Source organism: Hydrogenophaga intermedia (assembly GCF_023715105.1).
GTDB classification, from domain to species: domain Bacteria; phylum Pseudomonadota; class Gammaproteobacteria; order Burkholderiales; family Burkholderiaceae_C; genus Hydrogenophaga; species Hydrogenophaga intermedia_A.
The window spans coordinates 33,004-52,214 of record NZ_JAMBNO010000020.1 but is presented as its reverse complement, the minus strand read 5'-3'; the positions used below and the strand labels follow the sequence as shown (position 1 = coordinate 52,214).

Below are 19,211 nucleotides of genomic sequence, written 5' to 3'. Positions count from 1 at the left end.
AACACTGTTCAAAAGAGTGAAAATACGGCGGTTCCAGCCGCCCCGGGTGCGCCAGGCACCCGCCCATAACGAAAGAGCCGCCGATGATCGTTTTCAAATCCTCCCAGGACAAGGTGTTGGCCGCGCTGCAGGCGGTCGCCGGCATCGTGGAGCGGCGCCACACGCTGCCGATCCTGGCCAACGTGCTGATCCGCAAAACCGGCCCGCAGCTGCAGCTCACCACGAGCGATCTGGAGATCCAGATCCGCACCACGGCCGACCTGGGCGGTGACAGCGGCGCCTTCGCCACCACGCTGGGCGCGCGCAAGCTCATCGACATCCTGCGCACCATGCCGGGCGACCAGACCGTGAGCCTGGAGCACACGGCCGGCAAACTCGTCCTCAAAGGCGGCAAGAGCCGCTTCACGCTGCAAAGCCTGCCGGCGGAAGACTTTCCCCTGGTGCAGGAGGCCGCGAGCTTCGGCCCCGCGTTCAGCGTGCCGCAGAAGACGCTCAAGAGCCTGCTCGGCCAGGTGTCGTTCGCGATGGCGGTGCACGACATTCGCTACTACTTGAACGGCATCCTGTTCGTGGCCGAGGGCAAGCAACTCAGCCTGGTGGCCACCGACGGCCACCGCCTGGCCTTCGCCTCCGCCACGCTGGACGTGGAAGTGCCGAAACAAGAGGTGATCCTGCCGCGCAAGACGGTACTGGAGATGCAGCGCCTGCTCTCCGACAAGGAAGGCGCGATCGAGATGCAGTTCGCGGCAAACCAGGCCAAGTTCAGCTTCGACGGCATGGAGTTCGTCACCAAGCTGGTCGAGGGCAAGTTCCCCGACTACAACCGCGTGATCCCGAAGAACCACAAGAACATCGTCACCCTGGGCCGCGCGCCGCTGCTGGCCAGCCTGCAGCGCACCGCCATCATGACGAGCGAGAAGTTCAAGGGCGTGCGCCTGAACGTGGAGCCCGGCACCCTGCGCGTGGCCTCCAGCAACGCCGAGCAGGAAGAGGCCGTCGACGAACTCGACATCGACTACGGCGGCGACACCATCGAGATCGGCTTCAACGTGACCTACCTCATCGATGCCCTGCAGAACATGGGGCAGGACATGGTGCGTGTGGAGCTGGCCGACGGCAACAGCTCCGCGCTCGTCACCAACCCCGACGACAACGCCTTCAAATACGTCGTGATGCCGATGCGCATCTGACCCACGACCCACCAGCTTGCCCCGAAGCCCGACCCGCTGACCAGCGGGTTTGGCGTTTTTTGCGATAGAGAAAGCCCTTATGTCCGACGCCGCACCGAGCCCCGAGAGCTCCAATTTCCAGCCCAGGATCGACGCCCACCAGGCCGGTGCGAGCGAAGGTTACGGCGAAGGTTCGATCCAGATCCTCGAAGGCCTGGAGGCCGTGCGCAAGCGCCCGGGCATGTACATCGGCGACACATCCGACGGCACCGGCCTGCACCACCTGGTGTTCGAGGTGGTCGACAACTCCATCGACGAAGCGCTGGCCGGCCACTGCGACGACATCGTGGTGACCATCCACACCGACAACTCCATCAGCGTGGTCGACAACGGCCGCGGCATCCCGACCGGGGTCAAGATGGACGACAAGCACGAGCCCAAGCGCAGCGCGGCCGAGATCGCGCTGACCGAGCTGCACGCGGGCGGCAAGTTCAACCAGAACAGCTACAAGGTTTCGGGCGGCCTGCACGGCGTGGGCGTGAGCTGCGTGAACGCGCTCAGCAAGTGGCTGCGCCTCACGGTGCGCCGCGAAGGCAAGGTGCACCAGCTGGAGTTCTCGCGCGGCTTCGTGCAGAACCGCATCGTCGAGCCCAACGCCGATGGCGTCGAGATCTCGCCCATGAAGGTGACGGGCGCGACCGAGAAGCGCGGCACCGAGGTGCACTTCCTGCCCGACACCGAGATCTTCAAAGAGAACAACGACTTCCACTACGAGATCCTGAGCAAGCGCCTGCGCGAGCTCAGCTTCCTCAACAACGGCGTGCGCATCCGCCTGCACGACGAGCGCAGTGGCAAGGAAGACGACTTCTCCGGCGCCGGCGGCGTGAAGGGCTTCGTCGAGTTCATCAACAAGGGCAAGACCGTCCTGCACCCCAACATCTTCCACGCGCTCGGCGACCGCCAGAGCGACCAGGGCACCAACATCGGTGTCGAGGTGGCGATGCAGTGGAACAGCGGCTACAACGAGCAAGTCCTCTGTTTCACCAACAACATCCCGCAGCGCGACGGCGGCACCCACCTCACGGGCCTGCGCGCCGCGATGACGCGCGTCATCAACAAGTACATCGAAGAGAACGAACTGGCCAAGAAGGCCAAGGTGGAAGTCACCGGTGACGACATGCGCGAAGGCCTGTGCTGCGTGCTGAGCGTGAAGGTGCCCGAGCCCAAGTTCAGCAGCCAGACCAAGGACAAGCTCGTCTCCAGCGAGGTACGCGGCCCGGTGGAAGACGTGGTGGCCCGCCTGCTGACCGACTACCTGCAGGAACGCCCGAACGACGCCAAGATCATCTGCGGCAAGATCGTCGAGGCCGCGAAAGCGCGCGAGGCCGCGCGCAAGGCGCGCGAGATGACGCGCCGCAAGGGCGTGCTCGACGGCATGGGCCTGCCCGGCAAGCTGGCCGACTGCCAGGAGAAAGATCCGGCGCTGTGCGAGATCTACATCGTCGAGGGCGACTCCGCCGGCGGCTCGGCCAAGCAGGGCCGCGACCGCAAGTTCCAGGCGATCCTGCCGCTGCGCGGCAAGATCCTCAACGTGGAGAAAGCGCGCTACGAAAAGCTGCTCACCTCCAACGAGATCCTCACGCTCATCACCGCTTTAGGCACCGGCATCGGCAAGGCCGGCGGCGGTGACGCCAAGAGCGGCGCCGACGATTTCGACGTCGCCAAGCTGCGCTACCACCGCATCATCATCATGACCGACGCCGACGTCGACGGCGCCCACATCCGCACGCTGCTGCTCACCTTCTTCTACCGCCAGATGCCCGAGCTGGTGGAGCGTGGTCACATCTACATCGCGCAGCCGCCGCTGTACAAGGTGAAGAACGGCAAGGAAGAGCTCTACCTGAAGGACGCCGGCGCGCTCGACGGCTTCCTGCTGCGCATCGCACTGAAAGACGCCAAGGTGCTCACCGGTGGCAGCACCAACGCCGTGCTCGAAGGCAACACGCTGGAAGAGCTGGCGCGCAAGCACCAGGTGGCCGAGCAGGTGATCGCGCGCCTGTCCGCCTTCATGGATGCCGAGGCGCTGCGCGCCGTGGCCGACGGCGTGGCCCTGAACCTCGACGACATGGACGCCGCCGCGGTGAGCGCGCAGGCACTGCAGACCCGCCTGCGCGAACTCGCCACCACTGGCGTGCCCGCCACCGTGGGCGCCGAGTTCGACGCCCGCACCGACAAGCCGGTGCTGCGCATCAGCCGCCGCCACCACGGCAACATCAAGAGCAGCGTCATCACGCAGGACTTCGTGCACGGCGCCGACTACGCGGCCCTGGCCGAAGCCGCCAACACCTTCCGCGGCCTGCTGGGCGAGGGCGCCAAGGTGCAACGCGGTGAAGGCGAGAAACAGAAGGAAGAACGCGTGAGCGACTTCCGCCAGGCCATGCAATGGCTGATCGGCGAGGCCGAACGCACCACCGCCCGCCAGCGCTACAAGGGCCTGGGCGAGATGAACCCCGAGCAGCTCTGGGAAACCACCATGGACCCGAACGTGCGCCGCCTGCTGCGCGTGCAGATCGACGACGCGATCGAGGCGGACCGGGTGTTCACGATGCTGATGGGAGACGAGGTGGAGCCGCGGCGGGACTTCATCGAGACGAACGCGCTGCGGGCGGGGAATATTGACGTGTGAGAGCGCTGCTCACGTAGGGCGCCACATTAAACGGAACTGGCGCCAAAGTGCTGCGACTGAAGGTCGCTAGTTGTTGCGACTGCCCTATTCCGCGCCAAAGTTTTCGCCAACTGGCGCTGGCCATTGGTTTTGGCTGCATCCTTCCCACCGCGCCTAGGACGACAGAGTCAAGGTCGTCTATGCAGCGGGAGCTGTCGGCTGGGTTTGTGCGCCGAACGTTCGTTCTGGGCCACGTTGCGGACGTTCAGAACTCCGCAATGTCGGTCGACTGCTTGCAGAAGGCGAGGTCATAGCTAGACTGCCGCAATCGGCCAGAAGCAGGCTTCTGGCTGAACGCATGGTTCTTTGTTGCGCTGACTCAGTTCTTCTCGCCGACGATCTTGCGCGGCTCCTTCGCAGGCCGGGTGCACGCCCGCGTTGCGGGCGCTAACGGCGCCAAATCTGTGAGGGGCCAGCCGGGCGACCCTCCTTACAATGTTTGCGAACGAGCCACTCCTATGTTCGCCAGGCTGCGGCCATCTTGGTGGGCGACTGAGGCGAGCGCCGCGTTGGTGGTCAGATCGAACCGCAAGGGATCGGCGCTCTTCGGGACTAAGTCATAGTTAGGTCCTGCGATATGCGTGCAATACCACTACCAAGCTAGCGCGTTGAACTGGAACACGCGGCACCCGAACAGGGGCAATAACCAAAAAGGGGGGCAGCATGGCGACAGCGCCAGAGAGGGACGAAGACGACGAGATCGACGCCCAGTCAGACGACGCGGGCGAAGGGCCGGAGCGCCCTGAATCGGACCAGGAATGCGCCGTTAGCCTGAATGTAATTGAGGTCGAAGGGGAGGAGCGGGCCGAGATCTACGCTCACGGCGAGGTTGCGGACGACACCGGCCGGCGCGCTGACCAGCAAGTGTTGCTCGCGCACGTCGCGCCCGACGAGATGATCATGGCGCCGGTGGTCGCCGCGTCCTACCGCCGGGACTTCCTCGGCCCAAAGTATCGGCAAATTCAGCGCATCCGCATTCCCGGCGAATGGCCGGTGCCCCATGACATCTACGAGTTCGACGAGCTTTTGCAGGCGCTCCCAGTCGGCTTCTCCCGCCACGCGCGTAGAGGGCTTGGACTACGCTACGAGCACCGCCTAATCCTCGAGGCAATTGAGCGGGCGACCAACGCCACCGAGCTCCTGCTCGTGGACGGTGACGCTGCCTCGCTCTCGGGAAACACGTTCACCCTGGGCCGGGACCGGTTTGAACGCGCCCGCAAAGCACTGGACCAGATCGGCCGGCGCTCCCAGCGCCGAGCGCTGCAAGAGCGACAGCGCCTCGCCCACAACGAGATCGTTCACGCCGTAGACGCGGAGCGCTTCCCGAGACAGGATCGTCAGCCGCAGCCTGGTGAGATCTACGAACTCGTCCGACTGAGCTCACGGGAGCCCACGAGAAGCCAAAGCGACCGAAGTGCAGCCACGGACCTCGTACTGCACGACGCGTCGCAAATCGCGCGGGAAAACCCGCGAGCGCTGCTGGAGTTGCGCGCTGAGATCGAGCGAGTCACCCTTGCGGACATCATCGATCGGTTGGAAGCCACATTGCGGCGGAACCCAGACGAGCCTGTGTGGCAACGCTTCTTCGAGGAGCATCCATTCGTCCTCGGGATGGCTTTTCCCTATCCAGTGCTCCTCGTCGGGGCACAGGCGCACGTTGGCGGTGTGACCTGGGATGGTCGGGGCGAAAACATCGCGGACTTTCTGTATCGCCAGCGACTAACGGGCGGCCTGGCGCTCGTCGAGATCAAGACTACACGCACGCGGCTCCTGCAAACACGTCCGTTCCGCGGGAGCGTCTACGCCGCTCATGCGGAGCTTTGCGCCGCCATTTCGCAGGTCCTTGCACAGCGCTCCGAGCTCACGATGAACTTTCACGCGCGTGCTCGTGGTCTTGTTGAGACGGACGAGACGCACGTCGGCCATGTGCACTGCATGGTGATCGCTGGCCGCGATCCCGACACACAGGACAAGCGCCGGTCGCTCGACCTGTTCCGAAACGCCACGAAGGATGTGGTTGTGATCACGTTCGACGAACTGCTTGATAAGCTGCGCGCTATTCACCGACTCATCTCGCAACCAGGGGAGCAAGGCGTGCCCGCGGTCGACGCTGAGGCCAGTACGGCGCGCCCCGACGGGGAGTCCGGCAACCCGGCATAAGAAGGTAATTGAAAGCAAGAGGAGGCGTCGATGCCGGCAATCAGGAAAGTCGTCCTGCGCAATTTCAAGCGGTTCGAGAGGTTGGACCTGCCATTGAATCCAGGACTGAACGTGCTCCTCGGCGATAACGAAGCCGGAAAGAGCAGTGTGCTCCTCGCCATCGATCTTGCTTTAAGCGCGAGCAGATCAAAGATCGAGGCGTTGGGCGTTGAGAGCTTATTGAACCTCGACTCGGTCAACCGTTTTCTGGCAAGCCGCCGTCTAGTCGTAGATTTGCCTCGCGTGCTGGTGGAAATTTTCCTCACCGATTGCGATGAGCCGCTTCTGTGCGGGAGGAACAACGTCGACGGCCAGATGTGCGACGGCATCAAATTGGAATGCGCCGTGCCCCGGGAGATCGAGGCCGAAGTGACGGAACATCTCCGCGATCCCGACGCCCCTTTTCCGTTTGAGTACTACGCACCGAGGTTCGCCACCTTCGCCGAGGACTCACAGATCGCATTCAGGAAGCACGTCCGGCACCTTTTGTTGGACAGTTCCCGGATTGACAGCGAGCAGGCTACCCGCGCTTACACACAACAGCTCTTTTCTGTGAGCGCGGATGTGAAAGCTAGGAACAAGCTAGAGAGCTCGTATCGCAAGGCGAAGGACGACTTCCGCAACGAGCATCTCAAAGCCATCAACGAGACGCTCACGGAATACCAGTTCGCGGTCCGCACGAGCACTAAGGCGAACCTCGAGACCGACCTAGTCATTTTGGAGGACAAACTGCCGCTTGACGTGAGGGGAAAAGGGCGGCAGTGCTTCGTGAAGACAAGCTTCGCACTGCGACGGGGCGGTGAGGGCACGTTCCCGCTCCATCTGCTCCTGCTCGAGGAGCCGGAGAACCATCTGAGCCATGCGCACATGCGCAAGCTCGTAGAAAGGCTCGCGAAGGCCGAGGATCGCCAGCTCGTGGTCGCGACCCACAGCAGCCTAATTTGTTCGCGCCTTGACCTCCGCAAGGCGATGCTGCTCGGTGCGAGCCCAGAAAAGCGCGCCGCGTTGTCTAACCTGAGCGAAGCGACGGCTAGGTTCTTCATGAAGGCGCCTGACAATCATGTGCTGGAGTTCGCCCTCTCCAAGAGGGTGATCCTCGTCGAGGGAGACGCGGAGTTCATCCTCATCCAAGCTCTTTACGAGAAGCACTCCAAGGGCTCGACGCTGGCCGAAGACGGGGTCCACGTGATCTCTGTTGGCGGCACAAGCTTCAAGCGCTACCTCGAACTCGCTAGGCTCTTGGGCATCAGAGTAGCGGTGGTGCGCGACAACGACGGACACTGGCAGAAGAATTGCGTCGACAACTACGCAGATTTTGAAATGGAGAACGCGCGAGTCTTCGCAGATGCTGACGACAAGCGAAACACATTCGAGGTGTGCGTCTACCAGGACAACCAAGCCTTGTGCGAGAGGCTTTTCGGGGCTGCGCGCAAGTCTCTGAGCGTGCAGGACTACATGATCGCCAACAAGGCCGACGCGGCGTTCGAGTTGCTTGAACAGGGTGCACCCGAGCTCACCGCACCTAAATACATCCGGGATGCAATCGCGTGGATAAGGCAGTGACCTTCGCGGTGGCGGGCTCGGGCAAGACTCGAAGCATTGTCGACCGGATCGACCCGTCGCGCCGATCGTTAGTGATCACCTACACCACCAACACGGAAGACGACCTGCGTCGCCGTATCGCCAAAAGGCTCGACGGGCACCCGGCCACAGTCACGGTCAACACCTACTTTTCCTTCCTCAACCGCTTCTGCTACAAGCCCTTTCTTCATTCCGAAATGTGCAGCCGCGGCATCTCATTCGCGATCCCCACCAAGGAATCAAGTCGTATGCCGCTGACCAGTCGGCTGCGCTACATGCACGGCGATCGGATCTATCACTGTCGCATGGCCAAGCTACTAGCCGTCAAAGGATACATGGAGGAACTGCGGGCTAGGGTCGATCGCTACTACGACGATGTGTTCGTCGACGAGGTCCAAGATTTTGGCGGGCACGACTTCAACTTCTTGTTAGCCCTCGCAAAGACAAAAGCGACCTTTCGCTTGGTTGGGGACTTCTATCAGCACACGTTCGCGACGAGCCACGATGGAAACGTGAATCGGTCACTGCACGACAACTACGAAGCCTATCGAAAGCGATTCGAAATGGCGGGTTTTCACGTCGACATCAGTTCCCTTTCGGAGAGCCACCGTTGCGCTTCTCAGGTCTGCGAGTACATCACCAAGACGCTTGGCATTCAGATCGCCTCAGCAGCCTCAACCAACGTGAGTGTTGAAGTCTTGGAATCTCAAGCTGACGTCGATCGTGTTTACGCGAACCCGGGGATCGTGAAGCTCTTTCTGGAGCAGCACTGGCTTTACGGCTGCAATTCCCACAATTGGGGAGCCTGCAAAGGTCTCGATCACTACGAGGACGTCTGCGTGGTGCTCAATCCAACGAGCTGGGCTCTTTTCTCTCGCGGCCAACTTTCCCAAGCGAAGCCGATCATTCGGAACAAGCTCTACGTGGCCTTCTCGCGGGCGCGGGGTAATCTTTTCATCGCGCCTGAGAAGCTGTTCAGAAAGCACCGGGGCGCATCTTGAAAGTGTGATCTATCAGCGCATCTCCGCGATCCTGAGCTAGGGAAGGTCTGCACAACCTCGGCGCCGCTGGCCCGATGTGAGACAGTGACGGCATGAAGCAAATGAGCCTGGGCGAGAACGGATTCGAGCGCAAGACCAAGCGCACGCGCAAGCGCGAGTTCCTCGACGAGATGAACCTGGTGGTACCGTGGGCGGAGCTGGTGGCGTTGATTGCGCCGCATGCACCGGCACCCGGCGCCAAGGGCGGACGCCCACCCTTTGCCACTGAGACCATGCTGCGCATCCACTTCCTTCAACAGTGGTTCAACCTGTCGGACCCGGCGATGGAAGAAGCGCTGTACGACACACCGATGTTTCGCGAATTCGCCGGGCTGGACATGGGCGAAGACAACCTGCCCGACGAGAGCACCATTCTTCGCTTTCGTCACCTGCTCGAAACCCACAACCTGAGCCTGCAGATATTGGCCACGGTCAACGCCACGCTCACGGCCAAGGGCCTGCTTCTGAAGAGCGGCACGGTGGTGGACGCCACGCTGATTGCAGCGCCCAGCTCGACCAAGAACAGCAGCGGCGAGCGCGACCCCGAGATGCACCAGACCAAGAAGGGCAATCAATGGCACTTCGGCATGAAGGCGCACATCGGGGTGGATGCCGACTCGGGGCTGGTGCACACAGTCATCGGCACGGCCGCCAATGTGAACGACGTGACGCAGGCCGGCGCGCTGTTGCATGGCGAAGAAGCGGACGTGTTCGCCGACTCGGGCTACCAGGGCGTGGCCAAGCGCGAGGAGGTGCAGCACATCGAGGCCACCTGGCACGTGGCCATGCGCCCGGGCAAACGCAAAGCCCTGGACAAGGCCAACCCGATGGGCGCGGTGCTCGACAAGCTTGAACATGTGAAGGCCAGTATCCGCGCCAAGGTCGAGCACCCGTTTCGCGTCATCAAGCGCCAGTTCGGGCACGTGAAGGTGCGCTACCGGGGGATGACCAAGAACACGGCGCAGTTGTACACGTTGTTTGCGCTGAGCAACTTGTGGATGGTGCGCCGAACGCTGTTGAGCGAGGCCCGGGGATGAGTGCGCCCGCAGCGACCGAAAGGGCTGGCAAAGGGCCGCAAATCGGCCCTCGAATGACCCGAATTGCCCTGGAGCTGCCGCCATCTGAAATCTCATGCATCAACCCTCGCTGCGGCGGGTGTTGTGCAGACCTTCCCTAGGGATTTGCTGCGCAGCGCCTACACCGCACCCCCAGAATTCGCGCGAATCTGAACGCGCGGGTCTGACGCGTTGAAGCCCGGGACTTCTGCTTATGGCTGATAGTGGTCATCGCAGGCCGCAGCGTCGAACGACCGAGATCAGTCTTATGCGGAAGCTGGACAACTCAAGAAGTTGAACGAGTGCAGTCCTGCGCGAGCCGCATCTGAATCGCTCAACGCATGCGCAGCATCAGCTCGGCCTGCGCGGTGCCGCCCACGGTGATGTGCTCCACCATCGCGCGGTGCGCTTCGGGTTCGTCGCCGCGCACGATGGCGCGCACGATGGCGCCGTGCTCGCGGTGCGACGCCTTCATGCGGCCAGGCCGCTCGAACGACACCGGCCGGTAGGCCGCCAGCCGCTCGCGGATGTGCACGATCTGGCCGGCCAGGTAGCTGTTGTCGCAGCCCTGGTAGATGAGGTCGTGCAAGCGCAAGTTGAGCCCGGTGTAGGCCGCGATGTCGTCGCGTTCCACGGCCAGCTCGGCCTCCTGCTGCACCGCGTCGAGCGCCTGGCGTTGCGCGTTGCTCATGCGGCGTGCGCTCAGCCGGGCGGCCTCCGATTCGAGCACCGCCAGCACCTCCAGCATGCCGAACACCTCGCGCGGCTCCAGCCGCGTCACCACCGCGCCGCGGCGCGGCGAGAAGTTCATCAGGCCCGCGGCGGCCAGTTGCAGCAGCGCCTCTTTGGCCGGTGTGCGCGAGATGCCGAAGCGCTCGGCCACCGCCTTCACGTCCAGCGCGTCGCCCGGGCGCAGGCGGCCCTGCCGGATGTCGTCTTCCAGCGCCAGTCGCACCTCGTCGGTCACCGTGGTCGTCGTGCGTTCGGCTGTTGTCGTCGCGTCGCTCATGGGCGGCAGTGTACGGCCAGGGCGCCTTTCGGGAATTCATGCGTCGTGGTTTTCCCTCATTTCAAATGCTCTTGACCTTGAAAACGCGTTCATATAAATTCATATGAATCGAAAGGAGACAGAAATGAATGCAAGAGACGAGAGCCTGGGCGATCTGCCCGGCCTGGCCATCGCCGACGGCGTGGCCACCGTGACGCTCCAGCGCCCCCGGGTGCTCAACCGCATGCAGGCCGAGGACGTGATCCGCCTGCGCGAAATCCTGGCCGAGGTCGAACGCGATGCGCAGGTGCGCGTGCTCGTGCTCACCGGCGTGGGCCGCGTGTTCAGTGCCGGTTACGACCTCGATGAGCTCGGCGAGCGCAGCGGCGCCATCGCGCCGGCGGGCCGGGCCGAACGTCCGCTACCCGACTTCCCGGCCATGACGCTGGAACTGGAGTCCCTGCGCGTGCCCACCGTGTGCCGCCTCAACGGCAGCGTCTACGGCGGCGCGACGGACCTCGCGCTGAGCTGTGATTTCCGGGTCGGCCGCAGCGATTGCGAGATGTTCATGCCCGCCAGCCGCCTGGGCCTGCACTACTACACCGAAGGCCTGATCCGCTGGTCGCACCGCCTGGGCACCAACGCCGCACGCCGGCTCTTCCTCACTGCCACCACCATCAAGGCCGAGGAAATGCTGCGCATCGGCTACCTCACCGACGTGGTGGCGCCTGAGGCCCTGGACGGCACGGTGGACGCGTTGGTGCGCACCCTGAGTGCCCAGGCGCCGCGTGCGGTGGAGGGCATGAAGCGTTCGCTCAACGAGATCGCCCGCGGCGAACTCGATGTGGCGGCGAGCGACGAGCGCCACCGCGCGAGCCTGGCCAGCGAAGACCTGCGCGAAGGCATGCGCGCCTGGCAAGAAAAGCGGCCGCCGGTGTTCAAGGGCCGCTGAGCCGCGGCCGACACCCATCACAACGAAGGAGACAAGACATGCACATCGATCGACGAACCCTGCTGCGCCTGATGGGCGCGGCCCCCGCGGCGCTGGCCGTGCCCGCGCTGCACGCCAACACCTGGCCGTCGCAGGCCTTCAAGCTGCACATCGGCTACAGCACCGGCGGCGCGGCCGACATCGTGGCCCGCACCCTGGCCGTTCGGCTGGAGAAACTGCTCGGCCAGCCCGTGGTGTTCGAGTACCGCCCCGGCGCGGGCGGCGCCATCGCCGCTGCCTACGTGGCGCGCCAGCCGGCCGACGGCTACCACCTCTACCTGGCCGACACCGGCAGCATGTCGATCATTCCCAACCTGCGCAGCGTGCCCTACGACCCGGTGCGCGACTTCACGCCCCTGGGCTACGTGGGCGCAAGCGGCCTGGTGCTGCTGGTCAACAACGACGTGCCCGCCAACGACGTGCCCTCGCTGGTCCGCCTGCTCAAGGAAAAGCCTGAGGCCTACGCGTACTCCTCGTCGGGCATCGGCTCGCCGCACCAACTGGCGGGCGAGCTGTTCAAGCAGCTCACGGGCACGCAGATCCGCCACGTGCCCTACCGCGGTGCCGCCCCCGCGATGAACGACCTCATGGCCGGCCAGGTGCAGGTGGCGTTCGCCACCATCGCGCCGGCGCTGCCGCTGATCCAGGCCGGCCGCATGCGCGCCATCGCCGTCACCTCGGCACAGCGCGCCGCCAGCATGAAGAACGTGCCCACCATCGCCGAGCAGGGCGTGGCCGGTTACGAGGCCACGCCTTGGTTCGCCATGGTTGCGCCGCCGCAGTTGCCGGCACCGATCGCGCAGCGCCTGCAACAGGCCATGGTGCAGACCATGGCCGACCCCGAGGTGGTCGCCACGCTCGACAAGTACGGGGTCGAGGACGCACAGGCGCGCACGCCCGAATGGGTGCAGGAACGCGTGCGCGCCGACCTGGCCAAGTGGGGCCAGGTCATCAAGACCGCCGGCATCAAGATGGAAGGTTGAGCGAATGACCGAGCAGACCGCTCTGCCCGAGGACTTCGACCGCCCGCTCGCGGGCCTGAAGGTGCTCGAGCTCTCGCAGATCATGGCCGGCCCCGTGTGCGGCGTGCTGCTCTCCGACATGGGCGCCGACGTGATCAAGGTCGAGCGCTTTCCCGGCGGTGACGACGCGCGTGGCTACCAGCGCCCGGGCGATCTCGGCCTGTCGCCCGCCTTCGTGATGATCAACCGCGGCAAGCGCTCGGTGGCGCTGGACCTGCGCACGGCCGAAGGCCGCGCGGCGCTGCTGCGCATGGTCGCGCAGGTCGACGTGGTGACCGAGAACTTTCGCGTCGGCACCATGGAGCGCCTCGGGCTCGGCCACGAGGTGCTCCTGCGCGCCAACCCACGCCTTATCTACGCTGCCATCTCCGGTTACGGCCGCACCGGGCCACTGGCCGAGCAGGGCGGCTTCGACCTGATCCTGCAGGCCTTCTCCGGCCTCATCAGCGTCACCGGTGAAGAGGGCCGTGCAGGCGTAAAGCCTGGCATCTCGGTGGCCGACGTGAACGCCGGCATCCTGGCCGCGCTGGGCGTGCTGGCCGCCTACATCCGCCGCCTGCGCACCGGCCAGGGCGGGCGTGTCGACACCTCATTGCTGCAGGCATGCATGCAGCAAACCTACTGGTTCGCTGCAGCCTACTTCTCCAAAGGGATCGTCGCAAAACCCATGGGGACGGCACACCCGCTGATCGCGCCATATCAGACCTACGCATGTGCCGATGGCGCCATCGCCATTGGAGGAGGTAACCAGGCCAATTGGGTGCGCATCGCCGCAACGCTGGGGCACCCCGAATGGACGCAGGACGAGCGCTTCGTGAGTGGTGCCGCGCGCTTGGCCAACCGCCGTGAGCTCGAAGCCCTCATCAACACGGCGCTGCGCACTGAATCGGTGGCTTATTGGACGCAAGCCCTTGCGCAGTCAGGCGTACCCGTGGGCCCCGTGCAGGACGTGGGGCAGGCACTGAGTCATCCTCAGACCCGCGCCGTGGGCATGGTGATCGACAACCACGACACCCGCGCCGGCCTGGACCAGGCCGTGGGTTGTCCACTGCACTTTGACGGCGTTAGTCCTGCCCGTACAGGCCCGGCGCCGCTGATCGGTGAGCACACATTTGAGGTCTTGAGCGAATTCGGTTTCGACGAAGCCGAGGTACAGGGTTTGGTCGATGCTCAAGCCGTTGCAGGACCACAAGCGTCTGCCTCGGTAGGCTGAAGGCGCGCAAGCGGCCCAGGGCGGCTTCGGGAGAGCACGCTGGCTGTCCAACAACCGAACTGAGCCCAGTCGCTGATGCGCAGGCGCAGGCGCAGATTGCCATGTGACAAGACAAGCCGCCGTCGAAAGCTGTTCTTCGCAAGCCCTCGCAAAGCAATTAGTGGCCCTCGCAGTGCACTGTCGGCGCTACATCCCAGAGTCCACAACAGACTGATGGCGGAAGTTCGCCCTTCATGGCCCCGCCGGCAGCTTTCGACCCACAGCAGCCGGCGGTTAAACAGAAGACCGGTCATTCCCGCGGCGAAGGGCGACCCCAACGGCTGCAGCTTCCTTGAGACCAGGGCGCATGCGCGCTCGTTGACGTGAAACCCGTCGGCAGCGGCGAACCACGGCCTCTCGGTGGTAACGCTCGGAGTGGCACTGACCTGGCGCGTACGCGCCGCCGTCTTCAGAGGCGTCACCTTGGATGCCTTCGCCGAGTTTGTGCTTGGTCGGGCAGCTTGGTCGGCTGACCGTATCGGTGCCGTCCACGACGCCGGAAAGTGGTCTGCAGGGTCAGGACTCAGGTCGTCCAGCGCATCAGCGTCACGAGCAGCACCAAGACGCCCAGGCCGAGGTTGATCGAGACCCATGTGCGAATCTGCGCCAAGACCGCACCACCGGCGGCCCACTCGGACGCTGCCACGGCCCGGCCGAGCCGCTTGAAGAGCACGAAGCGGATGTGCATGAAGATCGCCACCATCGCGACGCCCACCGCCGCCATGACGGTCCAGGCCAGCGGCATCTCGAAGTTGCCCCCCGACTGCACCACCTGCTTGGCCACACGGCCCAGCATCCACACGCCGCTGGCCAGCGTCAGCAGCGCGGCCACAAGTACCGCTTGGAAGAAGCGGCCGAGCACATCGTGCATCAGCCGCAAGCGGACTGGCGCTTCGAGCTGGGCGACGGCCGGGCGCAGGAAGAAGTGCGCAAATGCCATGCCACCGATCCACAGGATGATGGCCAGCACATGAACCGTCTTGAGGGCAGCGTAGATCATTTCGAACTTCCGTTCAGATTCAAAACAAACCCAGGAGCCAGTCACTGCCCCAGGCCCATGCCATCAGCATGACGCCCGCAGTGACGCACATCGCCAGGGCCGCCATCGCCAGCCCCAGGACAACCGCAACACCATCGCGAAACACCAGCCCCAGTCCGATGAGCATCAGCGCCAGCGCCGGGAGCACGTTGCCGAAGGGGATGGGCATGACGACGATGAAAGCCATCAACCCAATCGCTGCGGCGGTCCATGACCGTCTCTCCGGGGATGCAAGATGGCTCAGCCGGGCCCTGGCAAGACGCCCAGCCACGCAATAGGCAGACGCAAGCATGCCCAGCACCCGCTGCGCCCAGGTGCGTGAGAGTTCGAGTTCAGCCACCCGCCGAGGAAGGCATGCAGAGGACTGACCCCGCCACATCGCCGCCGCCAGCGCGGCCATTCCCAGGCCAAGCACAGTGCCGACGCCAGGCACGGGAAGGAGACACGGGACTGCCATCAGCAGCAGCCAGGTGCCGTGCGCGGCAGGCCCGTGGGCTTGCGCCAGGGTTTGCATCGACACCCTCTCGGCAGGCAGGTTCGCGGCTGTTTCACGCAGCCGCTGCACGATGGATTCCGTCATGGGGCCTCGACGTCGTCCCGCAAGGCACGGCGGGGACTGAGCAGATTGTCCTGAATGCTCATCAACTCACTCACGGCACGCTGCTTGCCGCCGGACGGCGGATCACCACCACCACCAGCGTCACCACCGTCAGAGGAACGACGAAGCCAAGCATGACACCCGAGAACGCCTGCAGCGCGTCGTGCTGCTGCGCGGCCAGGATCAGGTAAGCCACGTAGGCGACGTAGTAACCGAGGAAGACGCCGCCTTCCCAGCGCGCAATCTCACGGCCTGTGATGAAGACCGGCAGGCACGCGAGCGCCACGGCCAGCATGACCCAAATGTCGAAGGCCAGCAGCGACGGCGCCATGGCCAGGCCGAGGTCACCCGACACCAGGCCCGACAGGCCCAGGCAGCCCAGAATGTTGAAGGTGTTGCTGCCGACGACGTTACCTACTGCGATGTCGCGCTCGCCCTTGATGGCAGCGGTGATGCTGGTGGCCACCTCGGGCATGCTGGTGCCCGCGGCGACGATGGTCAGGCCGATGATCAAGTCGCTCACGCCCATCGCCTTGGCGAAGTTCACCGAGGCCTGCACGAGGTATTCGGATCCGAACACCAGCGCCGCCAGGCCGGCACCGATTAGCAGCAGTTGGGCGGGCAGCCGGTCGTCCCAAGCACCCGCTTCGGCGGGTTTGATCTCGTGGGCGTACTCATCCTTGGCGGCCTGTGTCTCGCGCCGCGATTGCACGACGAGGAACGCCGTGTACGACACGAGCAGCACGAAGAGAATTCCACCGTCGAAGAACGACAGTCGGCCGTCCAACCCCAGCGCCAGCAACAGCAGGCTCGCGCCGATCATGATCGGCACTTCCTGGCGGATCAGTTGGATGTTGACCACCAGCGGCGCGATCAGCGCACTGATGCCCAGGATGAACAGCACATTGAAGATGTTGCTGCCCACCACGTTGCCGATGGCAATGTCGGTCTTGCCGTCGAGCACGGCACCGACACTCACCGCGACCTCGGGCGCGCTGGTGCCGAAGGCCACGATGGTGAGTCCTACGACGAGCGGGCTGATGCCGAACGACAGCGCCAGCTTGGACGCACCGCGGACGAGCACGTTGGCACCGATGACCAGCAGGATCAGGCCACCGAGAAAAATGAGTATGTTCATGATCTGGCACTGTAGCTGCAAGCGTTCGCCCACCGCAGGCTGCAACGCCACCTGGGCCACTCAGCGGTCGGCCTGAGAGCCAGTTCCGCAATCAGACCCGGGAGCGGCTGCGGCTGCGCTCGGCTCAGCATCGCGGGCTGGGCCTGCTCCGCCCCACGGGCCCTCACAAGACCCGACCCGCGTGCTGCAGTGGTGCCACGCCCAAGAAGCCTACCAGTCAAGCTGCCACTGGCTGGCGCGGCTGAGGACCTGAGCCGCCACCGCGGCGGCGCAACAGCGCGATGAGCAGGTGCAGCCCGGCGCCTAGCAGCACGAGCAGCACGCTGCCGATGCCCCAGATCACCCATGTCGCCACGGTCAAGCCACCCGCCAGCGCGGGTGCGGCCTGCAGCAGGCCGTCGACAAACGGCGCAAAGCCCGCCATCAGTTGGCTTGCCCACTGCGCGACTTCGGGCGGCACCCAGGGGGCCAGCCAATCCGGCACAGCGATGGTGCCGGCGCCTGATGCAGCCCCTGTGAGCGCGCCCGCGTTCGAAACCGTCCAGACGGCAACGGCATGCAGCGCCCAGGCAGCCAGCGACCACAGCGCCAGAAGTGCGACGACGGAGAACCAACTGAGGACGTAGAACATGACTGGACTTCCTATGGTATTCGAATGGCACAGAGTATCGGGACCAATGCGCTTCGCACAAACCAGATTCGCACGCACTTAAACTTCGGTTTTCCCGCACCGGAGGACACATGCTGAACTACCGACATCTCCACTACTTCTGGGTTGTCAGCAAGGAAGGCGGCTTCGCCCGTGCCGCCGAACGGCTGGACATGGCGGTGCAGACCATCAGCGCGCAGGTGCGCGAGCTGGAGAAGGCGCTGGGCCACCAGCTCCTCAAGCCCTCGGGCCGTGGCGTGGCCCTCACCGAAGCAGGTCAGGCTGCTTTTGCACGCGCCGAGGAGATTTTTCAGCTGGGCCAGGGCATCCCTGACGAGGTGCGCGAAGCGGCCAGCGGCAAGGTGGCCCGCCTGGCGGTTGGGTTCTCCGATGGCATCTCGAAGCTTGCAGCCCATGCGCTGCTGGAGCCCGTGTTGAGCACACCCAACCTTCGGTTGGTCTGCCACGAAGGAGAGTTCGAGCAGCTGCTGGGCGAACTGGCGCTGCATCACCTGGACCTGGTGCTGGCCGGTCAGGCCGCACCGCGCAACCCGAACCTGCGCCTCACCAGCGAGCGCCTCGTTGAGTCACCGGTCGAGTGGTATGGCCCGGCCCGGCTGGTCGGGAAGCCCGAGCGCGACCGGTTTCCGCAAAGCCTGAACGACTTGCCTGTTCTGCTGCCCACTGGGCACTCGGCCCTGCGCCCGACGCTGGACCACTGGTTCGAAACGCAGGGCCTGCGCCCTCGCATCGTAGGGGAGTTCGAGGACAGCGCCCTGCTGGCGGTGTTTGCGGCTCGCGGCCTGGGCGTGTTCCCGGTCAGCCGACTCGGAGCAGACGACGTCGGCCTGATGCGCGGCCTTCGGCTGCTGGGCAGTAGTGATGGCGTGAAGGAAGAGATCCACGCCATCCGGTCGCGGCGCGGCCAGCACCACCCCCTGGTGACGCAGGTGGTGGCCGCGGCGCGACTTTAGAGGTGTCCTGATCGACCTCGATCAGGCGGCGTGGCGATGGGCCACCTTCGTGGCGCTCGGCTCCTCGCCATCGTAGAGCTTCCAGTGGCGTCGAGCGGCCTCCACCACCAAGGTTTCGCCGTCGGCCAGATGGCCATCGGCGCGCGCCGCGGCCAGGGACAGGCGCATCACCTTCCTTTGCCGCGCCGGATCGGAGATCTCGGCCATCAATGACGCCAAGGCGCTGTCATCGACGTTGCCCATGAGCGATCCGGTCTCGTACCCACCCGCCAGGAGCTCTTCGCACAAGGTGTGAACGATGTGCGGCAGGAGCTGGGGCTCCAGCCCGAGTTCGCGCTCCGCGCCCAACTGCTTGAGGATGTTGAATTCGGAACTGCACACGTGACCGTCGGAGATGAGCACCAGCGCGACGATGCGCGCGGCGGCTTCTGGGCTGTTGTGGGGGTAGCTGCGCACGATGGGTCTCCGTTGAGATAGGTCAGTCTGAGGTGACAAGCTGAGTTTCAGAGTCAGTCGCCCCGGGCGGGATGCCGGCGTTCAGACTGGCGTGTACGACGCTCGGCCGGGATCGGGATGGGCACGAGCACTGGCGCTTGCTGTGGCACCCACTGCCTGAGGTCCTCCTTCAGCAAGCGCAGGCTCTGCTTGATCCGGGCAAGTACGAGGGACGCAAAGCGGAAGGAAGGCTTCATGGCGGGTGAGCTCGGAAGTGAGGACAGGCGGGAATATGCATCCTGTCCTGCTTCTGAAGAATCGATACTTCCGAGCATCTAACTCAGGAAAATACGAAC

The 19,211-nt window shown here is 64.5% G+C and carries 17 protein-coding genes; 10 read left to right on the top strand and 7 right to left on the bottom strand.

The features are described 5' to 3' along the window. Positions 1–83: 83 nt before the first annotated feature. The 6 genes from dnaN to M3149_RS17795 all read left to right on the top strand — a co-directional run bounded on the left by dnaN (position 84) and on the right by M3149_RS17795 (position 9,751). Positions 84–1,190 (top strand): DNA polymerase III subunit beta, encoded by a 1,107-nt coding sequence (dnaN, locus tag M3149_RS17820; protein ID WP_251710836.1) that lies wholly within the window; start codon positions 84–86, stop codon positions 1,188–1,190. Between the two features lie 79 nt (positions 1,191–1,269). Further along, positions 1,270–3,855: a DNA topoisomerase (ATP-hydrolyzing) subunit B gene (gyrB, locus tag M3149_RS17815; RefSeq protein ID WP_251710835.1), complete on the top strand. Its 2,586-nt coding sequence runs from the start codon at positions 1,270–1,272 to the stop codon at positions 3,853–3,855. A 702-nt stretch (positions 3,856–4,557) separates the two neighbouring features. Further along, positions 4,558–6,054, top strand: coding sequence for a Shedu immune nuclease family protein (locus M3149_RS17810; RefSeq protein WP_251710834.1), 1,497 nt, complete (start codon positions 4,558–4,560; stop codon positions 6,052–6,054). 30 nt (positions 6,055–6,084) lie between these two features. Next, the gene (locus M3149_RS17805) at positions 6,085–7,656 is read left to right on the top strand and encodes an ATP-dependent nuclease (protein WP_251710833.1); all 1,572 of its coding nucleotides are present in this window, start codon (positions 6,085–6,087) and stop codon (positions 7,654–7,656) included. After that, the gene (locus tag M3149_RS17800; RefSeq protein ID WP_251710832.1) at positions 7,653–8,675 is read left to right on the top strand and encodes an AAA family ATPase; all 1,023 of its coding nucleotides are present in this window, start codon (positions 7,653–7,655) and stop codon (positions 8,673–8,675) included. Before M3149_RS17805 ends, M3149_RS17800 begins: the two co-directional genes overlap by 4 nt. Before the next feature lie 92 nt (positions 8,676–8,767). Continuing rightward, positions 8,768–9,751 (top strand): IS5 family transposase, encoded by a 984-nt coding sequence (locus M3149_RS17795; protein WP_251710831.1) that lies wholly within the window; start codon positions 8,768–8,770, stop codon positions 9,749–9,751. Positions 9,752–10,103: 352 nt separating this feature from the next. Here M3149_RS17795 and M3149_RS17790 read toward each other — a convergent pair whose 3' ends face one another. Beyond that, positions 10,104–10,778, bottom strand: a complete 675-nt coding sequence (locus M3149_RS17790; RefSeq protein WP_251710830.1) for a GntR family transcriptional regulator — start codon at positions 10,776–10,778, stop codon at positions 10,104–10,106. 124 nt (positions 10,779–10,902) lie between these two features. Between M3149_RS17790 and M3149_RS17785 the strand changes: the two genes are divergently transcribed. From M3149_RS17785 to M3149_RS17775, 3 genes are read left to right on the top strand one after another with little or no spacing between them, the layout of a single operon-like run. Further along, complete coding sequence (locus tag M3149_RS17785; protein ID WP_251710829.1) at positions 10,903–11,709, top strand: enoyl-CoA hydratase/isomerase family protein; 807 nt, start codon at positions 10,903–10,905, stop codon at positions 11,707–11,709. A gap of 38 nt (positions 11,710–11,747) precedes the next feature. After that, entirely contained in the window at positions 11,748–12,731 is a 984-nt protein-coding gene (locus M3149_RS17780) for a Bug family tripartite tricarboxylate transporter substrate binding protein (protein WP_251710828.1), read from the top strand. A 4-nt stretch (positions 12,732–12,735) separates the two neighbouring features. Beyond that, positions 12,736–13,983 carry a CaiB/BaiF CoA transferase family protein gene (locus M3149_RS17775; RefSeq protein ID WP_251710827.1) on the top strand — a complete coding sequence of 416 codons (1,248 nt, stop codon included), beginning with the start codon at positions 12,736–12,738 and terminating at the stop codon, positions 13,981–13,983. Between the two features lie 562 nt (positions 13,984–14,545). On the opposite strand, the gene M3149_RS17770 is transcribed toward M3149_RS17775, so the two are convergent. The 4 genes from M3149_RS17770 to M3149_RS17755 all read right to left on the bottom strand — a co-directional run bounded on the left by M3149_RS17770 (position 14,546) and on the right by M3149_RS17755 (position 17,428). Continuing rightward, on the bottom strand, positions 14,546–15,022 hold the full coding sequence (locus M3149_RS17770; protein ID WP_011829311.1) for a CopD family protein: 477 nt from the start codon (positions 15,020–15,022) through the stop codon (positions 14,546–14,548). Positions 15,023–15,041: 19 nt separating this feature from the next. Further along, entirely contained in the window at positions 15,042–15,641 is a 600-nt protein-coding gene (locus M3149_RS17765; protein ID WP_041929606.1) for an exopolysaccharide biosynthesis protein, read from the bottom strand. A gap of 70 nt (positions 15,642–15,711) precedes the next feature. Continuing rightward, positions 15,712–16,797 carry a calcium/sodium antiporter gene (locus tag M3149_RS17760; RefSeq protein WP_011829313.1) on the bottom strand — a complete coding sequence of 362 codons (1,086 nt, stop codon included), beginning with the start codon at positions 16,795–16,797 and terminating at the stop codon, positions 15,712–15,714. Positions 16,798–17,014: 217 nt separating this feature from the next. After that, positions 17,015–17,428, bottom strand: coding sequence for a hypothetical protein (locus M3149_RS17755; RefSeq protein WP_011829314.1), 414 nt, complete (start codon positions 17,426–17,428; stop codon positions 17,015–17,017). A 110-nt stretch (positions 17,429–17,538) separates the two neighbouring features. On the opposite strand from M3149_RS17755, the gene M3149_RS17750 reads away from it, so the two are divergent. Next, the gene (locus tag M3149_RS17750) at positions 17,539–18,420 is read left to right on the top strand and encodes a LysR family transcriptional regulator (protein WP_011829315.1); all 882 of its coding nucleotides are present in this window, start codon (positions 17,539–17,541) and stop codon (positions 18,418–18,420) included. 21 nt (positions 18,421–18,441) lie between these two features. Here the strand turns inward: M3149_RS17750 and M3149_RS17745 are convergent, their stop codons facing one another. Together M3149_RS17745 and M3149_RS17740 are read right to left on the bottom strand one after the other, a co-directional pair. After that, positions 18,442–18,876 (bottom strand): TerB family tellurite resistance protein, encoded by a 435-nt coding sequence (locus tag M3149_RS17745; protein WP_166228621.1) that lies wholly within the window; start codon positions 18,874–18,876, stop codon positions 18,442–18,444. A 53-nt stretch (positions 18,877–18,929) separates the two neighbouring features. Next, complete coding sequence (locus tag M3149_RS17740) at positions 18,930–19,112, bottom strand: hypothetical protein (protein ID WP_041929607.1); 183 nt, start codon at positions 19,110–19,112, stop codon at positions 18,930–18,932. Positions 19,113–19,211: the final 99 nt, after the last annotated feature.

What these genes read in the sequence shown, in the direction of transcription:
- dnaN (WP_251710836.1), top strand. Translation starts at nt 84, where the DNA reads ATGATCGTTTTCAAATCCTCCCAGGACAAGGTGTTGGCCGCGCTGCAG.
- gyrB (WP_251710835.1), top strand. Translation starts at nt 1,270, where the DNA reads ATGTCCGACGCCGCACCGAGCCCCGAGAGCTCCAATTTCCAGCCCAGG.
- M3149_RS17810 (WP_251710834.1), top strand. Translation starts at nt 4,558, where the DNA reads ATGGCGACAGCGCCAGAGAGGGACGAAGACGACGAGATCGACGCCCAG.
- M3149_RS17805 (WP_251710833.1), top strand. Translation starts at nt 6,085, where the DNA reads ATGCCGGCAATCAGGAAAGTCGTCCTGCGCAATTTCAAGCGGTTCGAG.
- M3149_RS17795 (WP_251710831.1), top strand. Translation starts at nt 8,768, where the DNA reads ATGAAGCAAATGAGCCTGGGCGAGAACGGATTCGAGCGCAAGACCAAG.
- M3149_RS17790 (WP_251710830.1), bottom strand. Translation starts at nt 10,778, where the DNA reads ATGAGCGACGCGACGACAACAGCCGAACGCACGACGACCACGGTGACC.
- M3149_RS17785 (WP_251710829.1), top strand. Translation starts at nt 10,903, where the DNA reads ATGAATGCAAGAGACGAGAGCCTGGGCGATCTGCCCGGCCTGGCCATC.
- M3149_RS17780 (WP_251710828.1), top strand. Translation starts at nt 11,748, where the DNA reads ATGCACATCGATCGACGAACCCTGCTGCGCCTGATGGGCGCGGCCCCC.
- M3149_RS17775 (WP_251710827.1), top strand. Translation starts at nt 12,736, where the DNA reads ATGACCGAGCAGACCGCTCTGCCCGAGGACTTCGACCGCCCGCTCGCG.
- M3149_RS17770 (WP_011829311.1), bottom strand. Translation starts at nt 15,022, where the DNA reads ATGATCTACGCTGCCCTCAAGACGGTTCATGTGCTGGCCATCATCCTG.
- M3149_RS17765 (WP_041929606.1), bottom strand. Translation starts at nt 15,641, where the DNA reads ATGACGGAATCCATCGTGCAGCGGCTGCGTGAAACAGCCGCGAACCTG.
- M3149_RS17760 (WP_011829313.1), bottom strand. Translation starts at nt 16,797, where the DNA reads ATGAACATACTCATTTTTCTCGGTGGCCTGATCCTGCTGGTCATCGGT.
- M3149_RS17755 (WP_011829314.1), bottom strand. Translation starts at nt 17,428, where the DNA reads ATGTTCTACGTCCTCAGTTGGTTCTCCGTCGTCGCACTTCTGGCGCTG.
- M3149_RS17750 (WP_011829315.1), top strand. Translation starts at nt 17,539, where the DNA reads ATGCTGAACTACCGACATCTCCACTACTTCTGGGTTGTCAGCAAGGAA.
- M3149_RS17740 (WP_041929607.1), bottom strand. Translation starts at nt 19,112, where the DNA reads ATGAAGCCTTCCTTCCGCTTTGCGTCCCTCGTACTTGCCCGGATCAAG.